The organism is Gryllotalpicola ginsengisoli DSM 22003, assembly GCF_000419445.1.
GTDB lineage: Bacteria > Actinomycetota > Actinomycetes > Actinomycetales > Microbacteriaceae > Gryllotalpicola > Gryllotalpicola ginsengisoli.
This window is the reverse complement of sequence record NZ_AULK01000001.1, coordinates 818,431-839,212: the sequence shown is the minus strand read 5'-3', so window position 1 is coordinate 839,212 and position 20,782 is coordinate 818,431. Positions and strand designations below refer to the sequence as shown.

Annotated in this window: 18 protein-coding genes; 12 read left to right on the top strand and 6 right to left on the bottom strand. The window is 70.6% G+C overall.

Going from position 1 to position 20,782, the window contains the following annotated elements:
• Positions 1-74: 74 nt before the first annotated feature.
• A complete protein-coding gene (locus H563_RS0104090; RefSeq protein ID WP_022881335.1) occupies positions 75-1,622 on the top strand; it encodes an ABC transporter permease in 1,548 nt (515 codons plus the stop codon).
• Positions 1,619-2,695 carry an ABC transporter permease gene (locus tag H563_RS0104085; protein WP_027479074.1) on the top strand — a complete coding sequence of 359 codons (1,077 nt, stop codon included), beginning with the start codon at positions 1,619-1,621 and terminating at the stop codon, positions 2,693-2,695. The genes H563_RS0104090 and H563_RS0104085 overlap by 4 nt, the downstream gene beginning before the upstream one ends.
• 2 nt (positions 2,696-2,697) lie before the next feature.
• Here the strand turns inward: H563_RS0104085 and H563_RS14880 are convergent, their stop codons facing one another.
• The gene (locus H563_RS14880; RefSeq protein WP_022881334.1) at positions 2,698-3,414 is read right to left on the bottom strand and encodes a PH domain-containing protein; all 717 of its coding nucleotides are present in this window, start codon (positions 3,412-3,414) and stop codon (positions 2,698-2,700) included.
• Between the two features lie 81 nt (positions 3,415-3,495).
• On the opposite strand from H563_RS14880, the gene H563_RS0104075 reads away from it, so the two are divergent.
• Together H563_RS0104075 and typA are read left to right on the top strand one after the other, a co-directional pair.
• A complete protein-coding gene (locus H563_RS0104075) occupies positions 3,496-5,166 on the top strand; it encodes a dipeptide ABC transporter ATP-binding protein (RefSeq protein ID WP_022881333.1) in 1,671 nt (556 codons plus the stop codon).
• Between the two features lie 135 nt (positions 5,167-5,301).
• Positions 5,302-7,221, top strand: coding sequence for a translational GTPase TypA (gene typA, locus H563_RS0104070; RefSeq protein WP_022881332.1), 1,920 nt, complete (start codon positions 5,302-5,304; stop codon positions 7,219-7,221).
• A gap of 117 nt (positions 7,222-7,338) precedes the next feature.
• On the opposite strand, the gene H563_RS14875 is transcribed toward typA, so the two are convergent.
• Positions 7,339-8,325 (bottom strand): D-alanyl-D-alanine carboxypeptidase family protein, encoded by a 987-nt coding sequence (locus tag H563_RS14875; protein ID WP_022881331.1) that lies wholly within the window; start codon positions 8,323-8,325, stop codon positions 7,339-7,341.
• 86 nt (positions 8,326-8,411) lie between these two features.
• Between H563_RS14875 and H563_RS0104060 the strand changes: the two genes are divergently transcribed.
• Both H563_RS0104060 and H563_RS0104055 read left to right on the top strand, forming a co-directional pair.
• On the top strand, positions 8,412-9,107 hold the full coding sequence (locus H563_RS0104060) for a response regulator transcription factor (protein ID WP_022881330.1): 696 nt from the start codon (positions 8,412-8,414) through the stop codon (positions 9,105-9,107).
• Positions 9,108-9,117: 10 nt separating this feature from the next.
• Positions 9,118-10,215, top strand: a complete 1,098-nt coding sequence (locus tag H563_RS0104055) for an ATP-binding protein (protein ID WP_022881329.1) — start codon at positions 9,118-9,120, stop codon at positions 10,213-10,215.
• 53 nt (positions 10,216-10,268) lie between these two features.
• Here the strand turns inward: H563_RS0104055 and H563_RS14870 are convergent, their stop codons facing one another.
• From H563_RS14870 to efeU, 4 genes are all read right to left on the bottom strand, one after another.
• Positions 10,269-10,874, bottom strand: coding sequence for a VanZ family protein (locus H563_RS14870; protein ID WP_245556810.1), 606 nt, complete (start codon positions 10,872-10,874; stop codon positions 10,269-10,271).
• A gap of 101 nt (positions 10,875-10,975) precedes the next feature.
• On the bottom strand, positions 10,976-12,262 hold the full coding sequence (locus tag H563_RS0104045; RefSeq protein WP_022881327.1) for a Dyp-type peroxidase: 1,287 nt from the start codon (positions 12,260-12,262) through the stop codon (positions 10,976-10,978).
• The gene (gene efeO, locus H563_RS0104040; RefSeq protein WP_022881326.1) at positions 12,262-13,512 is read right to left on the bottom strand and encodes an iron uptake system protein EfeO; all 1,251 of its coding nucleotides are present in this window, start codon (positions 13,510-13,512) and stop codon (positions 12,262-12,264) included. The genes H563_RS0104045 and efeO overlap by 1 nt, the downstream gene beginning before the upstream one ends.
• Positions 13,499-15,148 carry an iron uptake transporter permease EfeU gene (efeU, locus tag H563_RS14865; protein ID WP_022881325.1) on the bottom strand — a complete coding sequence of 550 codons (1,650 nt, stop codon included), beginning with the start codon at positions 15,146-15,148 and terminating at the stop codon, positions 13,499-13,501. The genes efeO and efeU overlap by 14 nt, the downstream gene beginning before the upstream one ends.
• 151 nt (positions 15,149-15,299) lie before the next feature.
• Between efeU and H563_RS0104030 the strand changes: the two genes are divergently transcribed.
• From H563_RS0104030 to adhP, 6 genes are all read left to right on the top strand, one after another.
• Positions 15,300-15,662 (top strand): hypothetical protein, encoded by a 363-nt coding sequence (locus tag H563_RS0104030; RefSeq protein WP_022881324.1) that lies wholly within the window; start codon positions 15,300-15,302, stop codon positions 15,660-15,662.
• A gap of 9 nt (positions 15,663-15,671) precedes the next feature.
• The gene (gene fdxA / locus H563_RS0104025) at positions 15,672-15,992 is read left to right on the top strand and encodes a ferredoxin (protein ID WP_022881323.1); all 321 of its coding nucleotides are present in this window, start codon (positions 15,672-15,674) and stop codon (positions 15,990-15,992) included.
• A 9-nt stretch (positions 15,993-16,001) separates the two neighbouring features.
• On the top strand, positions 16,002-17,105 hold the full coding sequence (gene dapC / locus H563_RS0104020; RefSeq protein WP_022881322.1) for a succinyldiaminopimelate transaminase: 1,104 nt from the start codon (positions 16,002-16,004) through the stop codon (positions 17,103-17,105).
• Positions 17,106-17,165: 60 nt separating this feature from the next.
• Positions 17,166-18,455 (top strand): citrate synthase, encoded by a 1,290-nt coding sequence (locus H563_RS0104015; RefSeq protein ID WP_407635312.1) that lies wholly within the window; start codon positions 17,166-17,168, stop codon positions 18,453-18,455.
• A 233-nt stretch (positions 18,456-18,688) separates the two neighbouring features.
• Positions 18,689-19,534 (top strand): endonuclease domain-containing protein, encoded by an 846-nt coding sequence (locus tag H563_RS0104010; RefSeq protein ID WP_022881320.1) that lies wholly within the window; start codon positions 18,689-18,691, stop codon positions 19,532-19,534.
• A gap of 176 nt (positions 19,535-19,710) precedes the next feature.
• Positions 19,711-20,772 carry an alcohol dehydrogenase AdhP gene (adhP, locus tag H563_RS0104005; protein WP_022881319.1) on the top strand — a complete coding sequence of 354 codons (1,062 nt, stop codon included), beginning with the start codon at positions 19,711-19,713 and terminating at the stop codon, positions 20,770-20,772.
• Positions 20,773-20,782: the final 10 nt, after the last annotated feature.

Sequence of the window (20,782 nt, the reverse complement as noted above, 5' to 3'; positions counted from 1 at the left end):
GTGCGCCGGATCGCAGAAAGAACAGCCATGAACACTCTCCTCGCCACTCGGCGTGAAGCACGGGGGATCGCCCCGTGCTGACCTTCCTCTCCCGGCGCCTCGTCGCGTCGATCATCGTGCTTCTGCTCGCGTCGTACCTCGTGTACATCCTCTCGGCCAACGCGGGCGACCCCCTCGCCGAACTCCGCGTCGGAACGGCGAAGAACCAAGAGGCCCTCATCCAGATGAGGGCGCACCAGCTGCACCTCGACATCCCCACGCCGCTGCGCTACTTCCTCTGGCTCGGCGGCATCCTCCAGGGCTTCGTCGGCCACTTCACCCTCGGCGTGAACGTGCAGGGCGAGCCGGTGACCGGCCAGATCGCCGACGCGGTCGTCGTCACCATCCAGCTGATCGTCGCGAGCACGATCCTCGCCATCGTCTTCGGAATCCTGATCGGCATCACGACGGCGCTGCGCCAGTACAGCGGCTACGACTACACCGTCACCTTCCTGTCGTTCCTGTTCTTCTCGCTCCCGTCCTTCTTCATCGCGGTCATCCTGAAGGCCTACGTCGGCATCGCGTTCAACAACTACCTGGCCGATCCGCACGTCGCGTGGTGGGCCTACGTGATCCTGCCGCTGGTCTCCGGCGGCATCTGGACCGGCATCATCGGCGGAAACGCGCGCCGCCGCTGGATGACCTTCGTGATCGCCACCCTCGCGACCCTGTTCGCCGTGGTGTTCGTCGCCGTCACCAATTGGCTCGAGACCCCGACGCTCGGCGCCGCGGACATCCTGCTGGTCGCGATCGTGGCCGGCGGTCTCGCCGTGCTGATCACCGCGCTCACCACGGGTCTCGAGAACCGCAAGTCCCTGTACACGGCTCTCACCACCGTGGCCGTCGGCGTCGCGCTCTACTTCCCGTTCCTCGCGATCTCGGACAGCCTCAACCTGCTGTCGCTGCTGGGGCTCGGCGTCGTCGCGGCAGCGGTGGGCCTGCTGATCGGATGGCTCTACGCGGGCTACGACCGCTGGCAGTCGGCCCGCACCGGCGCCATCGTCGCGGTCGTCACGGGCCTGGTCATCGTCGCGAACCGTCTGATGCGCTCGTGGCACACCTACGTCGAGTACGTCGCCAACGGCCGCCCGATCGCGACCGTCGGCGCCGTCACCCCGAACCTCGACGACATCTCGACCAACTTCTGGATCCACAGCCTGGACACGTTCACGCACCTGCTGCTGCCGACGATCTCGCTGTGCCTGATCTCGATCGCGAGCTACAGCCGGTACGCCCGGGCCAACCTGCTCGACGTGCTGAACTCCGACTACATCCGCACCGCGCGTGCCAAGGGCCTGAACCAGCGCACGATCGTCATGCGGCATGCGTTCCGCAACGCGCTCATCCCGCTGACCACGATCGTCGCGTTCGACATCGGCTCGCTGCTCGGCGGCGCGATCATCACGGAAACCGTCTTCAGCTGGTCGGGCATGGGCAACCTGTTCAACCAGGCGCTGAAGGTCGTCGACGTCAACACGCTGATGGGCTTCTTCGTCGTGACCGCCATCGCCGCGATCGTGTTCAACTTCCTGGCGGACCTCGCGTACTCCGCCCTCGACCCCCGGATTCGAGTCACCGCATGAGCAACATCCCTCCCATCGACCCGCAGTCCAACGAGGCGGCGACCAGCGTCGAGGTCGTCGAGAACCTCGAGCAGGCGCCGAGCGCCATCGAGCTCAAGGAGGTCGAAGGCCTCAGCCAGGGCCGGATCGTCCTGCGGCGCTTCCTGCGCCACCGCGGCGCCATGATCTCGTCGGGCGTGCTGATCTTCGTCATCCTGCTGGCCTACTCGGCGCAGGGGCTGCACCTGCCGGGCATCGACACCCCCGGCTGGTGGCCCTACAAGTTCACCGACACGGGGAACGTGATCAACGGCGGCGTGCCGTCGTGGAAGCATCCGTTCGGCCAGGACTCGCTCGGACGCGACATGTTCGCCATCGTCATGCGCGGCTGCCAGCAGTCCCTCATGATCGTCGCCGTGGTCGGCATCATCTCGACCTTCATCGGCGTCGTGGTGGGCGCGCTGAGCGGCTACTTCCGCGGCTGGATCGACACGCTGCTGATGCGCCTGACCGACGTGGTCATCATCATCCCGCTGATCGTGCTGACGGCCACCCTGGGCCGCAAGTACGGGGCATCCGGCGCCCTCGCCCTCGCCCTCGTGCTCGGGCTCGCCTCCTGGACCGGCCTCGCCCGACTGGTGCGCGGCGACGTGCTCGGCCTGCGCGAGCGCGAGTTCGTCGACGCGGCGCGCGTCGCCGGTGCTTCGCCGTGGCGCATCATGTTCGTGCACATCCTGCCGAACGCGATCGGCGTGATCATCGTGAACTCGACGCTGCTGATGTCTGCCACGATCCTCGTCGAGGCGGCGATCTCGTTCCTGAACTTCGGCGTGCAGCTGCCCGATGTGTCGCTCGGCAGCGTGATCGGCACCTACCAGGCCGCGTTCGCGACGCGGCCCTGGCTGTTCTTCTGGCCCGCCGGGTTCATCGTGATCATCGCCCTCACGATCAACTTCATCGGCGACGGTCTGCGCGACGCGTTCGACCCGCGGCAGAAGCGCCAGCTGAACAAGGCCGCCCGCAGGTCGGCGGCCGCGGCCCGCGAGAAGGCCGCCTCCGCCGCCCGCGCCGAGAAGGCGGCCACCGCCCAGTGAGGTCAGCGCACGAGAGCGAGGCAGAGCACCGTGATCGCCGCGAGGGCGGCCAGCACGGCGGCTTCGCCGCGCAGCCAGTGAGTGCGCACGCCGGTGCCCTCCACCCTTCCGGAGTCGAGGTAGCCGGCGTCGCGCAGCTCCTCCCAGTAGCGGCGCACGTAGAGCGCCGCGAGGCCCGAGTCGCTGGTCGGGATGTCGCTCGGACGGATGCTCCCGCCCGGTCCGAAGGTCGACTCCGGCAGGCCGCGCAGATCGCGCGAGCGGATGCGCGCCGAGTCGTCCTTCAGCATCGCGTCGGGGCGCACCACCGAGCCGCCGTGCGCACCGAACTCGGGGCCGACCGGGCGGGCCTGACCCGCCGCCCGCAGGCCGGCGAATCGGCTCGGCGCGGGGGCCGCCCACGCGGTCACCTTGCCGGCCGTCGTCTCGATCGTCAGGGCGTACTTCGTCTCGACGCCCTCGACCGCCGGCCAGCTGATGTCGTGGCGGCGCAGCAGGTTGCGCACCTCGACGCCCGCCAGCCCGATCGTCACACTCGGCGACCAGAACAGCAGCCACATCAGGAACGCCGCGAGCAGCACGAGCGGACCGAAGCGCAGCAGCTGCAGCCAGTAGCCGTACACGCCCATGCTCACGAGGGTCGCCGCGCAGACGGCCCACACCAGCACCGTGGCCACCAGCCCGAAGCGGGATCTGAGGGTCTTCGACTCTTCGGTCACTCGCATCCCACCATCGTCCCAGATCCGGCCGTGACCTCGGCCCGGCCGCCCCACGAGTAGAACTCCACGAGAGAAACATCCATGGCACACACCGACACTCCCGTCCTCGAAGTCACCGACCTCGGCGTCGACTTCTGGGTGGACGGCACCTGGTACCCCGCCGCGATCGGCATGACCTACGACGTGAAGCCGGGGGAGGTGCTCGCGATCGTCGGCGAGTCGGGAAGCGGCAAGAGCTCCAGCTCCATGGCGCTGCTCGGCCTGCTGCCGTCGAACGCCCGCGTGACGGGGTCGATCAAGCTGAACGGCCGTGAGCTCGCCGGCCTGACCGAGGGCCAGCTGCGCCAGATCCGCGGCAAGGACGTGTCGGTGATCTTCCAGGAGCCGATGACGGCGTTGAACCCCGTGTACACGGTGGGGTTCCAGATCGTCGAGTCGCTGCGCCTGCACCTGCACTTGAGCCCCGCCGACGCGAAGAAGCGGGCGATCGAGCTCCTCAAGATGGTCGAGATCCCGAACCCGGAACTCGCCTTCGACAAGTACCCGCATCAGTTCTCCGGCGGTCAGCGCCAGCGCGTCATGATCGCCATCGCGATCAGCTGCGACCCGCTGCTGCTCATCGCCGACGAGCCGACGACCGCGCTCGACGTGACGGTGCAGGCCGAGATCCTCGACCTGATGCGCAACCTGCGCACGCGGCTCAACAGCGCGATCGTGCTGATCACCCACGACATGGGCGTCGTGGCGGACCTGGCCGACAAGATCATCGTGATGAAGGACGGCGAGATCGTGGAGGCGGCGCCGATCCGGGAGATCTTCACCGCGCCCAAGCATCCGTATACGAAGCAGCTGCTCAGCGCGGTGCCCCGCCTGCAGGTCTCGGACCGCGCGCCGGGCACCGACCCGTTCGCAGGCGCCGAGACCGTGCTGAAGCTCGAGGACGTCGCGATCGAGTACCCGAAGCACGGCCGCATCCCCGCTTTCCGCGCCGCCGACGGCATCGACCTGGAGATCCGCAAGGGCGAGGTGGTGGGGCTGGTGGGCGAGTCGGGCTCGGGCAAGACCACGATCGGCCGTGCCGTCGTCGGCCTGCTGCCCGTCGTCAGCGGACGCCTCGAGGTGGCCGGCCGCGACTTGGCGGGCGCCACTGCCAAGGAACTGCGCGAGATCCGCAAGCAGATCGGCATCGTCTTCCAGGACCCGGGCTCGTCGCTGAACCCGCGCTTCCCGATCGGCCAGTGCATCGGCGAGCCGCTGCTGCTCTCCAAGCAGTTCGACAAGAAGGCCATCGACCGCCGCGTCGAAGAGCTGCTCGACCAGGTCGAGCTGCCCCGCTCGTTCCGCAACCGCTACCCGCACGAGCTCTCCGGCGGCCAGCGCCAGCGCGTCGGCATCGCCCGCGCCCTGGCCCTCAAGCCCAAGCTGCTCGTCGCCGACGAGCCCACCAGCGCCCTCGACGTGTCGGTGCAGGCGCGCTTCCTCGACCTGCTGCAGGAGCTGCAGGAGGAGCTGCAGTTCGGCTGCCTGTTCGTCAGCCACGACCTGGCCGTCGTCGACCTGCTGGCCGACCGCATCGCCGTGATGCACAAGGGCCGCCTGGTCGAGCAGGGCACCGCCGACCAGATCCTGCGCGCGCCGAAGGAGGCGTACACGCAGCGCCTCATCGCCGCCGTGCCGGTGCCCGACCCCGACGAGCAGCGCGCGCGCCGCGAGACCCGCTCGGCGCTGCTGTCGGCCGGGGCCGACGCGTAGAGCGCACCAGCTGTCAGGGCGCCCGGCGCCACCGCCGCTAGAATGAGGCGGCGGGCGCCGGGCGCCCTTTCTGCTGTGCGCCGCACACGCCCCCCATCTTCTTTTCCAGACTTCTTCTTCACGAACGGATGCTTCATGGCTATTCGCCCCCGTCACGATCTGCGCAACGTCGCGATCGTCGCCCACGTCGACCACGGCAAGACGACCCTGGTCGACGCGATGCTGAAGCAGACGGGCTCCTTCGGAGAGCACGCGCACGTCGAGGAGCGCGCCATGGACTCCAACGAGCTGGAGCGTGAGAAGGGCATCACGATCCTCGCCAAGAACACGGCGATCTCGTACAACGGCGCCCACGCCGCCGCCCACAACCCCGACGGCCCGATCACCATCAACGTCATCGACACCCCCGGCCACGCCGACTTCGGCGGCGAGGTCGAGCGCGGCCTGTCCATGGTCGACGGGGTCGTGCTGCTGGTCGACGCCTCCGAGGGGCCGCTGCCGCAGACCCGCTTCGTGCTGCGCAAGGCGCTCGAGGCGAAGCTGCCCGTGATCCTCGCCGTCAACAAGACCGACCGGCCCGACGCGCGCATCGACGAGGTCGTGGCGGAGGCGCAGGACCTGCTGCTCGGCCTCGCATCCGATCTCGCCGACGCCGTGCCCGACCTCGACGTCGACGCACTGCTCGACGTGCCCGTCGTGTACGCCTCGGGCAAGGCGGGCCGCGCCTCGCGCAACCAGCCCGCCGACGGCTCGCTGCCCGACAGCGAGGACCTCGAGCCGCTGTTCGAGGCGATCCTCGAGCACATCCCGGCACCGACCTACGACGACGAGGCGCCGCTGCAGGCGTGGGTGACCAACCTCGACGCCTCGCCGTTCCTCGGCCGCCTCGCGCTGCTGCGCATCTTCTCCGGCACCATCGCCAAGGGCCAGACCGTCACCCGCGTGCACCACGACGGATCGACCTCGAACGCGCGCATCACCGAGCTGCTGATGACGAAGGCCCTCGACCGCTTCCCGGCCGAGAAGGCGTCGGCGGGCGACATCGTCGCGGTCGCCGGCATCGAGGACATCATGATCGGCGAGACCCTCGCCGACCCCGACGATGTGCGGCCGCTGCCGGCGATCCACGTCGACGAGCCGGCGATCTCGATGACGATCGGCATCAACACCTCGCCGCTCGTGGGCAAGGTGAAGGGCCACAAGCTGACCGCCCGCATGGTGAAGGACCGCCTGGACCGCGAGCTGATCGGCAACGTGTCGCTGCGCGTCGTCGACACCGGCAACCCCGACTCGTGGGAGGTGCAGGGCCGCGGCGAGCTCGCGCTCGCGATCCTCGTCGAGCAGATGCGCCGCGAGGGCTTCGAGCTGACCGTCGGCAAGCCGCAGGTGGTCACCCGCAAGGTCGACGGCAAGGTGCACGAGCCCTACGAGCACCTCACCATCGACATCCCCGAGGAGTACCTCGGCGCCGTCACCCAGCTGCTCGCGGCGCGCAAGGGCCGCATGGAGAACATGTCGAACCACGGCACCGGCTGGGTGCGCATGGAGTTCATCGTGCCCTCCCGCGGCCTGATCGGCTTCCGCACCGAGTTCCTCACCACGACCCGCGGCACGGGCATCTCGAACGCCATCTCGCACGGCTACGACGAGTGGGCGGGCACGATCAACACCCGCAACAACGGCTCGATCGTCGCCGACCGCGCCGGCGTCGTGACGCCGTACGCGATCATCGGCCTGCAGGAGCGCATGACCTTCTTCGTCAACCCCGGCGACGAGGTGTACGAGGGCATGGTCATCGGCGAGAACAGCCGCGCCGACGACATGGACGTGAACATCACGCGCGAGAAGAAGCTGACCAACATGCGCTCGTCGACGGCGGACAGCTTCGAGTCGATGACCCCGTCGCGGCAGCTGTCGCTCGAGGAGTGCCTCGAGTTCGCCCGCGAGGACGAGTGCGTCGAGGTGACGCCCGAGACCGTTCGCATCCGCAAGGTGGAGCTCGACGCGACCGCCCGCGGCCGCGCCGCCGCCCGCGCCAAGCGTCAGGACGCGTAACTCTCCGTCTCGCTGGTTGACTCACGGCTACCGCCGACTCCGCTGGTCGACTCACGGCTACCGCCGACTCCGCTGGTCGACTCACGGCTACCGCCGTGAATGGAGACCTGGGACCCTCTACGGCCGCAGCCGCCCCGGCCGCCCCGTGGCCGGGGCATCGGATGCCTCGGCGATCGGCGCCACGTCGTCGGCGAGCTGCTGCGCCGCCTGCAGCCCGGCGCCGATGAGGCTCGACCCGCGCTGGCCGAGCACGACGCCGATGAGAGTGACCGTGCCGTTCGCGGTGTCCCGCTCGGCGCGGAACATGAAGCACCCGCCGGCGGCCTCGTCCGAGCCGGTCTTCATGCCCACGAATCCGTCGTGGCCGAGCAGGGAGTCGGTGTTCGTGATCTCGCCGGCGACGGGGATGGTGTAGCTGCGGGTCGCCATCATGGCGCTGAGCGTCGCGTCCTTCGCGACCACCTGAGCCAGCCGCAACTGGTCGAGCGCGGTGGAGACCGTGCCGGGGTCGTAGCCGCTCGGGTCGGTATACGTCGTCTGCGTCATCCCCAGCTCCTGCGCCGTTTCGTTCATCTCCTCGACGAAGGCGTCGACGCTGCCGTCCAACTCGCGGGCGACGAGCACCGCGACGTTGTTCGCCGATGGCAGCAGGATCGCCATCAGGGCGTCACGCTCGCTGAGCCGCTCGCCTGCGGCGACGGCGACCACCGACTGGCCCGCGCTGCGCCGCGCGGCCGTGTCGGCGACGTCGCCCTGTTCGACCGTGAACGTCACGCCGTCGTCGCCGTCCTGCAACGGATGCTTCTGCAGCACGAGGTACGCCGTCATCACCTTGGCCACGCTCGCGATCGGCACGGGCTTCTGGTCCGGGCTCGCCGCCGGTTCGCCGTTCCCGATCACGTACGCGCCCTGGCCCTCGGCGGGCCATCCGTTCGTCGACGCGTACGTCGTCGGGGCGTCGTGCGTGAGAAGACGTGGCACCGTCACGGCGGCGGCCACGGCGAGGGCAAGAACCAGGGCGAGAGCGAGCGGGCCCCTGGGCAGGCGCGCCGAGCGCCGGCGGTTCCCGTCGGGCCGGCTCGGATCGGAAAGGAGGGAGAGCATGGCCCCAGCCAACGCGGGCGCGTGTTGCCAGGCCGTATGCAGTCGTCGATATGCCGGCGATATGCCGGGCTTGAGAGGATCGGGTCGTGCGTGTGCTGATCGTCGAGGACGAGCTCTACCTGGCTGAGGCGATCCGCGACGGCCTGCGGCTCGAGGCGATCGCCGCCGACATCGCGGGCGACGGCGACACGGCGCTCGAGCTGCTCGACGTCAACGGCTACGACATCGCCGTGCTCGACCGCGACATCCCCGGCCCCTCAGGCGACGAGGTCGCCCGCCACATCGTCGAGTCGGGCAGCGGGATGCCGATCCTGATGCTCACCGCCGCCGACCGGCTCGACGACAAGGCGTCCGGCTTCGAGCTCGGCGCCGACGACTACCTCACCAAGCCGTTCGAGCTGCGCGAGCTGGTGCTGCGCCTGCGCGCCCTCGACCGCCGACGAGCGCAGAACCGGCCTCCCGTGCGCGAGCTCGCCGGGCTGCGGGTGGATCCGTTCCGGCGCGAGGTGTACCGCGACGGCCGCTACGTCGCACTGACGAGGAAGCAGTTCGCCGTGCTCGAGGTGCTGGTCTCCGCCGAGGGAGGCGTCGTCAGCGCCGAGGAGCTGCTGGAGAAGGCGTGGGACGAGAACGCCGACCCGTTCACGAACGCCGTGCGCATCACCGTGTCGTCGCTGCGCAAGCGGCTGGGGGAGCCGGGGCTGATCGCCACGGTTCCCGGAGTGGGGTACCGCATCGACACCGGCCGCGACACCGGCGCACAGCCCGGGCGGCATGCCTAGGCGGCGCGGGGTGAGCGTGCGCCTCAAGCTCACCTTCAGCTACGCCGGCTTCCTCCTGCTCGCCGGCGCCGCGCTCATCGCCGTCGTGTGGGTCTTCCTCCTGAGGTACGTGCCCGCGGAGGCGATCACGCTCGGCCGCGCACCCGGCGACGGGCGCGGGCAGGCCGGGCTGTTCATCCCCGGCCGGTCCGACCTGTGGAACGCGTTCGCACCCAAGGCGGCCCTCATGCTGGCGCTGCTGCTGGTGGTCGGCCTCGTAGGGGGCTGGATCCTGGCGGGGCGGATGCTCGCGCCGCTCCGGCGCATCACCGCGGCGACCCGTGCCGCCGGCAGGGGCGACCTCTCCCACCGCATCGAGCTGGAGGGCCGGCGCGACGAGTTCCGTGAGCTCGCCGACAGCTTCGACTCGATGCTCGCGCGCCTGGAGGCGCAGAACGCGGAGCAGCAGAGGTTCGCCGCCAACGCCTCGCACGAGCTGCGCACCCCGCTCGCGATCACGCAGACCCTGCTCGAGGTGGCGCGCAACGACCCGGATCGCGACAGCGCCGAGCTCGTGGAACGGCTGCACGCGGTCAACGCGCGCGCGATCGAGCTCACCGAGGCGCTGCTCACGCTCAGCCGCGCCGACCAGCGCTCGTTCAACCGAGAGCGGGTCGACCTGTCCCTCGTCGCCGAGGAGGCGGTGGAAGAGCTCCTGCCCCTGGCCCAGAAGCGCGCCGTGTCCATCGAACTCTCAGGGGAGGCCGCTCCCACGACAGGCTCGCAGCCGCTCCTGCTGCAACTGGTGACGAACCTCGTGCACAACGCGATCGTCCACAACCTGCCCCACGGCGGCACCGTGCGGGTCGCCACCGCGGCCGGCGCCCAGGGCGTCGAGGTCACGGTCGAGAACACCGGCGAGGAGCTCGCACCGGAGTTGCTCGCCACCCTCACTGAACCGTTCCGCCGCGGCACCGAGCGCATCCACACGGATCAGGCCGGCCTGGGCCTGGGGCTCGCCATCGCGAAGAGCATCGTCGGCGCCCACGACGGAACGCTGACCCTGGCCGCGCGCCCGGGCGGCGGTCTGCGCGCCACGGCGCGGTTCCCGGCCGCTCCCGCGCCCTGACCGGCGCGCCGGCCGCCGCTGCGGCGGTGCCGAAAGCGGGTGCGCGACCCTGGTTACGGGGCATCCGTCGGCAAAGCGCAGCTCACCTGCTGCGTCTCCGTGGTCCCGCGGTGCTGCAGGCCGCAGCCCGCCGGCCGCGCCGGCCCGCTGAAGCGGATCGGCGAGGCGAGGAAGGCGACGCTCGCCGCCAGCACGAGGGCGGTGCTCGCCAGGCAGATGCGTCTGACGGTCACGGCGCCGCTGATGCCGCGGGAACGCCGGATCAGGGCCACGGCGGCGAGACCCGCCGCGCCCCCGGCGGTGTTGGTGATGACATCCGTCACGTCGCAGCTGCCCACGGCGAACACGTACTGAGCGACCTCCATCGCCACGCTCGCGCCGCAGATCGTGAGCACCGTGCGCCACCACGGCCACGAGGCCCTGAGGTACCCCAGGTAGAGGCCGAACGGCACGAACAGCAGCACGTTCACGACGACCTCGGCGGGCGCGCTGCCGCCATGGCCGCCGGAGGCGACGAACGGCACGAGCTTGAGCTGCCGCGCCCCGTCGTCGCCGAGGTGCGGCACCCCGAGCTTCCACATCACGATCCAGACCAGCAGCACGAGGTAGATCGCGAACGACGCGGTGAGCAGGGGACGGCGGGAGGTCACGGGAGGCACGCGGTCACGCTATCCGGCGGGGGATATCGCGGGCGTATGGAGGCCACGCGTGGGTCTCCATTCACGGCTCCGCCGTGAGTCGACCAGCGCCGGCAGGTTCGCTAGGCGAAGAGGCCCTCGGCGAGGTAGTGGCCCTCGCGGGGCGCGGGCGGCACGAAGAAGATGGCCGATCCGATGTGCGAGATGTATTCGTTGAGCAGATCGGATGCCCCGAGCCGGGCCTGCAGCGTCTCGAAGTGCGCCGGGTCGTTCTGGTATGAGAGGAAGAGAAGGCCCGCGTCGAGCAGCCCGTACTGGTTGAGCCCGTCCGTGTAGTTGTAGCTGCGGCGCAGGATCTTCAGGCCCCCGTTGTTCTCGTGCGCGGCGAGGGCGATGTGCGCGGTGGGCGCGATCTTGGGCGAGCCATCCGATGCCGTCGCCGTGAAGTCGGGGGTGTCGAACTCCTTGGTGCCCGACAGCGGCGCCCCCTCGCTCTTGTCGCGGCCGATCACCCGGTTCTGGTCGCTGACCCGGTCGGCGTCCCAGTTCTCGATGTTCATCTGGATCTTGCGCACCACCTGGTACGTGCCGCCCTGCGTCCACGCGGGCCCGTCGTCGTCGACCCACACGAACTTCCGGTACTCGTCGTCGTCGCGGATGTTCCGGGTGCCGTCCTTGTACCCCATCAGGTTGCGCGGGGTGGTCTGCCCCTTTCCGGCCGAGGCGCGGCCGAAGCCCATCACCGTCCACCGGGTCGCCGCGGTGCCCTTGGCCATCCGGGCCAGGTCGCGGATCGCGTGGTAGGCGACCTGCGGGTCCTCCGCGCAGGCCTGCAGCGACAGGTCGCCGCCGGTGAGCGCAGGGTCGAGCGCGTCGGAGGGCAGCGCCTTCAGCTCGCGCATCAGGGCCGGCTTGCGCTCCGCGAGCCCGAACTCGTCGCCGAACACCTTGGGGCCGAGCCCCACCGTGACGGTGAGCCCGGCGGGGCCGAGGTCGAGCGCCTCGCCGGTGTCGAGGGCGACCCCGTCCGCCCGCGCCGGCTCGACCTGGCCGATACTCTTGCCCTTCATCAGCTGCGCGATCGCCCCCGACCAGCGGGCGAGCAGCACCTGCAAGTCGCCGGCCAGAGTCGAGGAGAGGTCGAAGGTCATGTAGACGCAGTACCGCTGCGGCGGGGTACGGATGCCGGCCTGTTCGGCGCTGCCGTAGAAGGCGTGCTGCGTGGTGAGGTCGACGACCTCCTCGTCGCCGTCACCCCCGGCCCCGCCGGTCGACTCACGCGCAGCGTGAATGGAGACCGCGGCCCCGGCCCCGCCGGCCGCGCCGACGACGAGGCCGCCCGCCGCGGCCGCCGATCCGATGATCAGCCCGCGGCGGGAGAGGCGGTCGTGACGCTCCTCCTCTGCCATCAGGCGGCGGTCGCCACCTTCTCCGCGATCGTCGACAGCGGCTCCTGCAGCGCCTGCACCGCGTGGCTCAGCTTGGAGGCATCCGTCTTCTTCAATGCGGGCGTGTAGTACACGTAGCCGCCGGGGATGTCGGGGTCGCGGTACCCGTCGAGCAGCGTGGTGATGTCGGTGAACCGGGCGCTGATCTGCTTCGTCAGGTCGGGGTCGATCTTCTTCAGCCCCGGCTCGAGGTAGGCGAACGCCTGCTGCGCGCCCTCGACGTTGGCCGCGAAGTCGATCAGGTCGGTGTGGCTGTACGCCTCCTCCTCGCCGGAGATCTTGCCCGACTGCACCTCTTCGAGCAGGCCCGCGGCGCCGTTGGCGAGGTCTTCGGGCCGGTAGCTCAGACCCTTGGCGAGCTGGGCGAGCTTTTGCACGTTCGTGTCGAGCTCGGCGGCCAGCTGCTTGGTCGAGGAGGTGATCTTGCCGCCCTGCCACAGGTCGCGCTCGATCGCGTGGAAGCCGTGCCAGCCCACCGCGGGGTCGAGGTTGGAGGCGCGCATGTCGATCAGATAGTCGAGGTTGCCCTTGTTGTCGGTGGCCTTGTAGCCGGGCAGCAGGAAGCCGTCGACGTCGGATTCGACCTTCTCGTAGAACGGGCGGGCGAGCGCGTACTTCGCCTTCGCGTCGGCGACGTCGCCCGAGTCGACGGCGCTCTTCAGGTTGCCGACGGCGGTGACCATGTCGGCGAGCACGCCGGCGACGTACGTGCCGTAGCCCTTGGTGCCCTCGGCCAGCACGGTCTGCACGCTGCCGGCGGCCTGCGTCGCGGCCTTGCCGGTGACGGTGAAGTCCTGCGTCTCGGTCTTCGCGCCCGGGCAGTACACCTGGTACGTGCCGCCGGTCAGGGTGAGGGTCAGCTTCGCGGCGCCGAGGCCGGGGGCGAGGTTCTCCTTCTCGCCGACGATGCGCTGCCCCTGCAGCAGCTCGACCTCGGTGATGGCGGTCGAGCTGACGTTCTCGACGGTGAACGTCACCGGGCCGGCCTTGGCCGAGGTGCTGGAGAGCTCGCACCGGTCGGCGTCGCCGCCGGTCATGGTGATCTTCACCTGGCTGGCGCCGTCCGACACGGGTGCCGCGGTGGAGCTCCCGCTCGGCGCGGACGACGACCCGCCCTGGTCGCCCGACGCGCAGGCGACGAGGGAGAGGGCGACTGCGGCGGCGAGGCCCGCGGCGGCGACGGCGCGCCGGGTGGCGCTAGTGGGCTGCATAACTCTGGCTCCTGGAGGGCGTCGCGGGCACGGCCGGCGACGTGGACGTGGGCGTGGGGGAGGTGGCGGAGGCCGGCGCGGGCGCGGGGACCGCGGCAGCGAGGGCGCGGCGCCGCGATCGGATGCCGGCGAGCAGCAGCGCCGCGGCGGCGATCGCCAGCGCGAGCGGCACCCAGCCCGCCCAGAGCTGCCGCTCGGCACGAGCCGCGGCGGCGCTCTCGACCGCCTGCTGGGCGGCCTGGGCCGCGTCGGGTGCGAGCGCCCACGCGGTCGGCGCATATGCCGCGGCGGCGGCGCCGGAGAGGCTGAGGGTCCGGCTGGTGGCGAGGCCACCGCCCGAGATCGTGAGGATCGACGTGACGGTCTGCTGCGCGTCGATCAGCACCCCGTCGGCGATCCACGCGGTGCGGGTGCCGTGCGTCGACCAGCTGGCGTGGAACGGGCCCGGGTTCTGCGCCGCGTTCACGCCGACGGGCAGGCGGCCGCCGGTCAGCTCGACCAGCTGATCGAGGGTGAGAGTGCTGGGCGCATCCGTGTCGCCGCCCGTGAGCGAGGTGGTCCACTTCTGTGCGGCGATGCCGTCGTGATCGTCGGCGCGGGCCGTGGCGGGGTCGAGCCGCCAGGTGTCGGTGTCGCCGCCGACCGTGTACCGCAGCGAGTCGCCGACGAGGCGCGCGGAGCCGACGGCCGAGGCATCAGTGCCGTCGCCGGCCAGCAGCTGCGCGCTGCCCGTGCGCGGCGCGGGCACGCCGGGGTAGCAGGCCACGAGGCCGATCGCGATCGCGGCGAGGCCGACGGCCACGCCCCACTGCACGTGCGCGACGCGGATGCCGGTGGCGCGGCGCCGGGCGGGCCAGTACACGAACAGCGCGACCGGCACGAGGAAGGCGGCCCAGCCGACGACCTCGATGAGCCGCGGGTCGGCGGGGATGCCGAGCACCCCGGTGATCAGGGCGGACTGCACCGTGCCCGGGGCGACGAGCCAGCCGAGGTCGATCACGCGCTGCTCGCCGGCGTTGAGCCAGCCCGCCTCGTGCGCGGTGCGCAGGGTGGTGATCACGAGGCCGGCCGCCACGAGGATGAGGAACGCGCCGGTGATGCGGAAGAACAGGGACAGGTTCAGGCGGATGCTGCCGGCGTAGATGCCCACCCCGATCGCCACGGCGGCGACGACGCCGATCACGGCGCCGGAGGCGGCCAGCGCCGCACTGGTGGATGCCGAGAAGGTGGCGAGCAGGAAGACGCTCGTCTCGAAGCCCTCCTTGAGCACCGCCAGGAACGCCATCACGGCCAGGGCGTAGGCGTGCGAGTCGTGCAGCGCCTCGGCGGCCTCGGCCTCGAGCTCGCGCTTCATGTTGCGCGAGTGCGCGTTCATCCAGACGATCATGCTGGTCACGAATGCGACGGCGACGGCGCCGATGATCGACTCCATGCCCTCTTGCGCCGCCTGCGGAAGTGCCCGCTCGACGAGCCGCAGCGCGACTCCGACGGCGATGCTGAGCGCCACGGCGAGGCCGACGCCGATCCACATGCCGGTGAGCGGGCGGCCGTTCTTGCGCAGGAACGCGGCGATGATGCCGACGATCAGCGCGGCCTCGAGGCCTTCGCGCAGGCCGATCACGAGGGTTGCGAGCACGCGGGTTCCTTCGGACGGTTCGGGTCGGTTCTGGTCGGTTCGGATCGAGGAGAAGTTGGTAAGGCTTACCTAACTGAGTAGACCCTAACCCCGGAGGCTGCGGCGCGCAAAGCCGGGATCAGGAGAAGGCCGGGATCAGTAGCATGGCCGCATGAACCGCGCCGCGCCCGCCTTCTTCTCCTTCGTTCTCGGGCTCGTGCTCGGCACGGTGGGCACCTTCGGGCACCGGGGCGTGATCGGCGTGGGAAGCGTGAACCTGTACTGGGGCATCGTCGTGGCGCTCATCGGCGCGGCGTGCTTCCTGGTCGGCCTGCGCCTCTACACCTCGAGCCGGATCGTCACGCTCGCCGGGGCGATCGGGCTGCTGGCGCCGATCGCGCTGTTCAGCGTGCAGGGCCCCGGAGGCAGCGTGGTCATCGCGCAGGGCACGCTCGGCTGGCTGTGGGAGCTCGGCCCGGCCGTCGTCGCCGTGCTGGTGCTCGCCTGGCCGAAGCTGCCGACGCGCGCCGCCTAAACTGAGTCCATGACCTACGTGATCGCCCTCCCGTGCGTCGACGTCAAGGACCGCGCCTGCGTCGACGAGTGTCCCGTCGACTGCATCTACGAGGGCGAGCGCTCGCTGTACATCCACCCCGACGAGTGCGTCGACTGCGGTGCGTGCGAGCCGGTGTGCCCCGTCGAGGCGATCTACTACGAGGACGACCTGCCCGGCGAGTGGGCTGACTACTACAAGGCCAACGTCGAGTTCTTCGACGAGATCGGCTCCCCGGGCGGCGCGGCCAAGATCGGCCCCCTGCCCAAGGACCACCCGATCATCGCCGCCCTTCCGCCGCAGAACCGCTGAGCCGCCGCGATGGCCATCACGGCGCTGCCCGACTACCCGTGGGACCTGATGGCCCCCTTCGCGGCCAAGGCGCGCGCGCATCCCGACGGCGTCGTCGACCTGTCCATCGGCTCCCCGGTCGATGAGACGCCGGCGCTGATCCGCGAGGCGCTCGCCAAGGCGACCGACGCCCACTCCTACCCGACCACGGCCGGCACCCCCGCGCTGCGCGAGGCGATCGTCGCGTGGTACGCCCGCCGGCGGGGCGTGACCGGGCTCACCCCGCAGCACGTGCTGCCGACCATCGGCTCGAAGGAACTGGTCGCCCTGCTGCCCCTGCTGCTCGGGCTGCGCACCGGCGACATCGTCGTGCACCCGCGCGCCGCCTACCCCACCTACGCCGTCGGGGCGGCGATAGCGGATGCTTCGGCCATCGCCTCCGACGACCCGGCGGAGTGGCCCGAGGGCACCCGGCTGATCTGGCTCAACTCGCCGGGCAACCCCGACGGCCGGGTGCTCGACACCGAGTTCCTCGCCGCCGCCGTCGCCCGGGCCCGCGAGCTCGGCGCCGTGATCGCGAACGACGAGTGCTACGCCGAGCTCGGCTGGGACGGCCGCTGGGCGAGCGAGAGAGTGCCGAGCATCCTCGACCCGCGCGTCATCGGCCAGGATCCGAGCGGCGTGCTGTCCGTGTACTCGCTCTCCAAGCAGTCGAACCTCGCCGGCTACCGCGCTGCGTTCCTCGCCGGCGACCCGTCGCTCGTCGAGACCCTGCTCACCCGGCGCAAGCACGCCGGGCTCATGCTGCCGGCGCCGCTGCAGGCCGCGATGGTCGTCGCCCTGGGCGACGACGCCCACGTCGCCGCCCAGAAGGAGCGGTACCGGAGGCGCCGACAGGTGCTGCGGCCGGCGCTCGAGGCATCCGGCTTCACCATCACGCACAGCGAGGCGGGCCTGTACCTGTGGGCGACCGAGGGGCGCGCGGCGTGGGAGACGATCGACCGCCTCGCCGGCCTCGGCATCATCGCCGGCCCCGGGGTGTTCTACGGCGAGCACTTCCCGCAGCACGTGCGCTTCTCGCTGACCGCGACCGATGAGCGCATCGAGCAGGCGGCGGTTCGGCTGAGGCCTTGACTGCCGTATAGGGTGAATGCGCGGGCGCTGCGGCCCGCCGTACCGATGAAGGAGATCTGCGTGCCTGAATCCGACGACCAGTTCGTGACGTTGTCCTACCCGGGGGGAGAGGCGCAGTTCCCGATCCGGAGCGCGGTCGACGGTCACTCGAGCATCGACATCTCGACCCTCACCAAGCAGACCGGGTACACGGCCCTCGACTACGGATTCGTCAATACCGCGTCGACCGCCTCGCAGATCACCTACATCGACGGCGACAACGGCGTGCTGCGCTACCGCGGGTACCCGATCGAGCAGCTCGCGGCGAACTCGACGTTCCTCGAGGTGGCCTGGCTGCTGATCTACGGCGAGCTGCCCACGCCGGAGGAGCTCGCCGCGTTCGACGGCCGCGTGCGCCGCCACACGCTGCTGCACGAAGACCTGAAGAACCTCTTCACCGCGATCCCGTACAACGCGCATCCGATGTCGATGCTGCAGTCGGCGGTCGCCGCGCTCGGCACCTACTACCCGGACGCGCTCAAGGTCGACGACCCCGAGGCCGTCGAGCTCTCCACGGTGCGTCTGCTCGCCAAGATGCCGGTCATCGCGGCGTACGCGCACAAGAAGAGCCTCGGCCAGGCGTTCCTGTACCCCGACAACTCGCTGAGCTACGTGGAGAACTTCCTGCGGCTCAACTTCGGCAACATGGCCGAGCCGTACGAGGCGAACCCGGTGGTGGCGAAGGCGCTCGACCGGCTGCTCATCCTGCACGCCGACCATGAGCAGAACGCCTCGACCTCGACCGTGCGGCTCGTCGGCTCGACCAAGGCGAACATCTTCTCGTCGATCTCGGCCGGCATCAGCGCCCTGTACGGCCCGCTGCACGGCGGCGCCAACGAGGCGGTGCTCGACATGCTCGCCGGCATCCAGGCCTCGGGCGAGGGCGTGAAGAAGTTCGTCGAGCGGGTCAAGAACAAGGAAGACGGGGTGAAGCTGATGGGCTTCGGCCACCGCGTCTACAAGAACTACGACCCACGCGCGAAGCTGGTCAAGGAGTCGGCCGACGCGGTGCTGGAGGAGCTCGGCGTGCACGACCCCCTGCTCGACATCGCCAAGGAGCTCGAGCAGACCGCCCTCGAGGACGACTACTTCGTCTCGCGTCGGCTGTACCCCAACGTCGACTTCTACACCGGGGTCATGTACAAGGCGATGGGCTTCCCGCCGCGCATGTTCACCGTGCTTTTCGCGATCGGCCGCCTGCCCGGCTGGATCGCCCAGTGGCGCGAGGCCAACGCCGACCCGGCGACCAAGATCGGCCGCCCGCAGCAGCTCTACATCGGCTCGCCCGAGCGGCCCTTCCCGCGCGGCTGACGGCGCGGCGGCGGCTCGGCGCGGCGGCTCGGCGCGCGAACACTCCCGAGCGGGCGCCGCGCGGCGACTCGTTCGAAGGGCACACGTTTTCGCGCAGAAGCTGCGCCGCAGCATCCGATCACCGCGCGCGTCCGTCTCGCACTTCCCCCGCACAGGCCGGTTGTCGTCGAGTTGCGCACAGTTGCGGCCGAGACCGGGTGATCGGATGACGCGGCGGCGGCATGCTGCCATGCATGTCTCCCGACCAGATCCTCGACATCAATATCGGCTTCGCGACGCGCGAGCAGCTCCGTGACGCGGGAATGTCGGCCGCGGCGCTGCGCCGTGCCATCGCCGCAGGCGCTCTCGTACCCGTCGGAAAGAGTGTCGTCGCCCGCAGCCGCGCCGATCCCGATCTCCTGCGTGCTGCGCGCGCGGGCGCGAGGGTCGCGTGCGTCTCGGCGGCGTTGAAGCTCGGCCTGTGGGCGGTCGATGACGGCCGCTTCCACGTTGCGCCACGCGTGTTGAACTCTCATGCGGGTGCGGACGGCGCCTCGCCCGACATGCTGCTGCACTGGACGCGGCACCCGGTCGACGCCGTCGGTGACCTCGTGGCTTTGGAATCGATGACGAACCTGCTCATGCACGTGGCGAAGTGCCAGCCCCTCGACTACGCCGTGGCCGTGTTCGACTCCGCGGTGCGCAGGGGGAAGATCATGCTCGGTGAGCTGCAGCAGCTCGCGCGGGTCCACGGCGGCCGTTTTCGGCGGGTCGTCGCGCTGACGACGGGACTCGCGGACTCGGGCGTCGAGTCCATCGCGAGGGTGCGTCTATGGCTGGCCGGGATCGTGACCCGACAGCAGGTGCGGATCGACGGGCACCCCGTCGACCTGCTGATCGGCGACCGCCTGGTCATCCAGCTGGACGGGAAGCAGCACGGCGAGGATCCACAGCTCGCCCGTGACCGCTGGCAGGACCGTCGCCTGCGGCGCCTGGGCTACACCGTGCTGCGGTACGGATATGCCGAGGTGCTTCACGGGTGGCAGCGCGTGCTCGACGAGATCGCCATGATGCTGGCGCAGCGGGCTCACCTGGGCTGAGCGGTGCCCGCACGGACGGGCACACGTTTCCGCCGAAAAGATGCGCCCGCGGCGCGTTCCGCCGCAGTGCTCCGGTACGCGCGGCGGCCTGCCTCGCGCGCCGCTCGGCTGCAGGACCAAGGGCCCTGGGCGCCCCGGCGCCGCAGCGCGATGCTGCTGGCATGTCAGTTGATTGCATGCGCGCCGCTGTCTCCCGCGCCTTCGGCCAGCCTCTCGAGTTCGACGAACGCCCCGTCCCGCTGCCGCACGGCCACGAGGCGCTGGTGCGGGTCGAGTACACCGGCGTCTGCCACACCGATCTGCACGCCATCAGCGGAGACTGGCCCGTCAAGCCGACTCCGCCGTTCATTCCCGGCCACGAGGGCATCGGCCGCGTCGTCGCGGTCGGCCACGAGGTCACCTCGCTGCGCATCGGCGACCGGGTCGGCAACGCCTGGCTGTGGAGCGCCTGCGGCGAGTGCGAGTTCTGCGTCAGCGGCCGTGAGACCCTGTGCCGCAGGCAGCGCAACGGTGGCTACTCCGTCGACGGCAGCTTCCAGGAGTACATGATCGTCGACTCCCGCTACGCCGCGCGGATTCCCGAGTCGCTCGACCCGGCTGAGGCGGCTCCGATCCTGTGCGCCGGCGTCACGGTGTACAAGGGCCTCAAGACCACCGAGGCGCGCCCGGGGCAGTGGGTGACCATCTCGGGCATCGGCGGCCTCGGCCACCTCGCCGTGCAGTACGCGGTCGCGATGGGTCTCAACGTGGTCGCCGTCGACGTGGCCGACGACAAGCTCGCGCTCGCCCGCGAGCTCGGCGCCGCGCTCACCGTCGACGCGACGACGACGGATGCCGCGGCCTATGTGCAGGCCGAGGTCGGCGGCACCCACGGGGTGCTGGTCACCGCGCCCAGCGAGCAGGCTTTCACCCAGGCGGTGGGCATGGTGCGGCGGGGCGGCACGGTGTCGCTCGTCGGCCTGCCGTCGGGCACCTTCCCGGTGAGCATCTTCGACACCGTGCTGAACGGCATCACCATCCGCGGCTCGATCGTCGGCACGCGCGCCGACCTGGCGGAGGCGCTCGACTTCGCCGGACGCGGCAAGGTGCGGGCGACGGTGACGACGCATCCGTTCGACGACGTCAATGCGGTCTTCGACGAGATGCGCGCCGGGAAGATCCTCGGCCGGGTCGTGCTCGAAGTCGGCGGCGCACTGCCGCGTGACGCCGGCTACCGTCCGGCGTACGCGGAAGCCTGAGCCGGGCCGC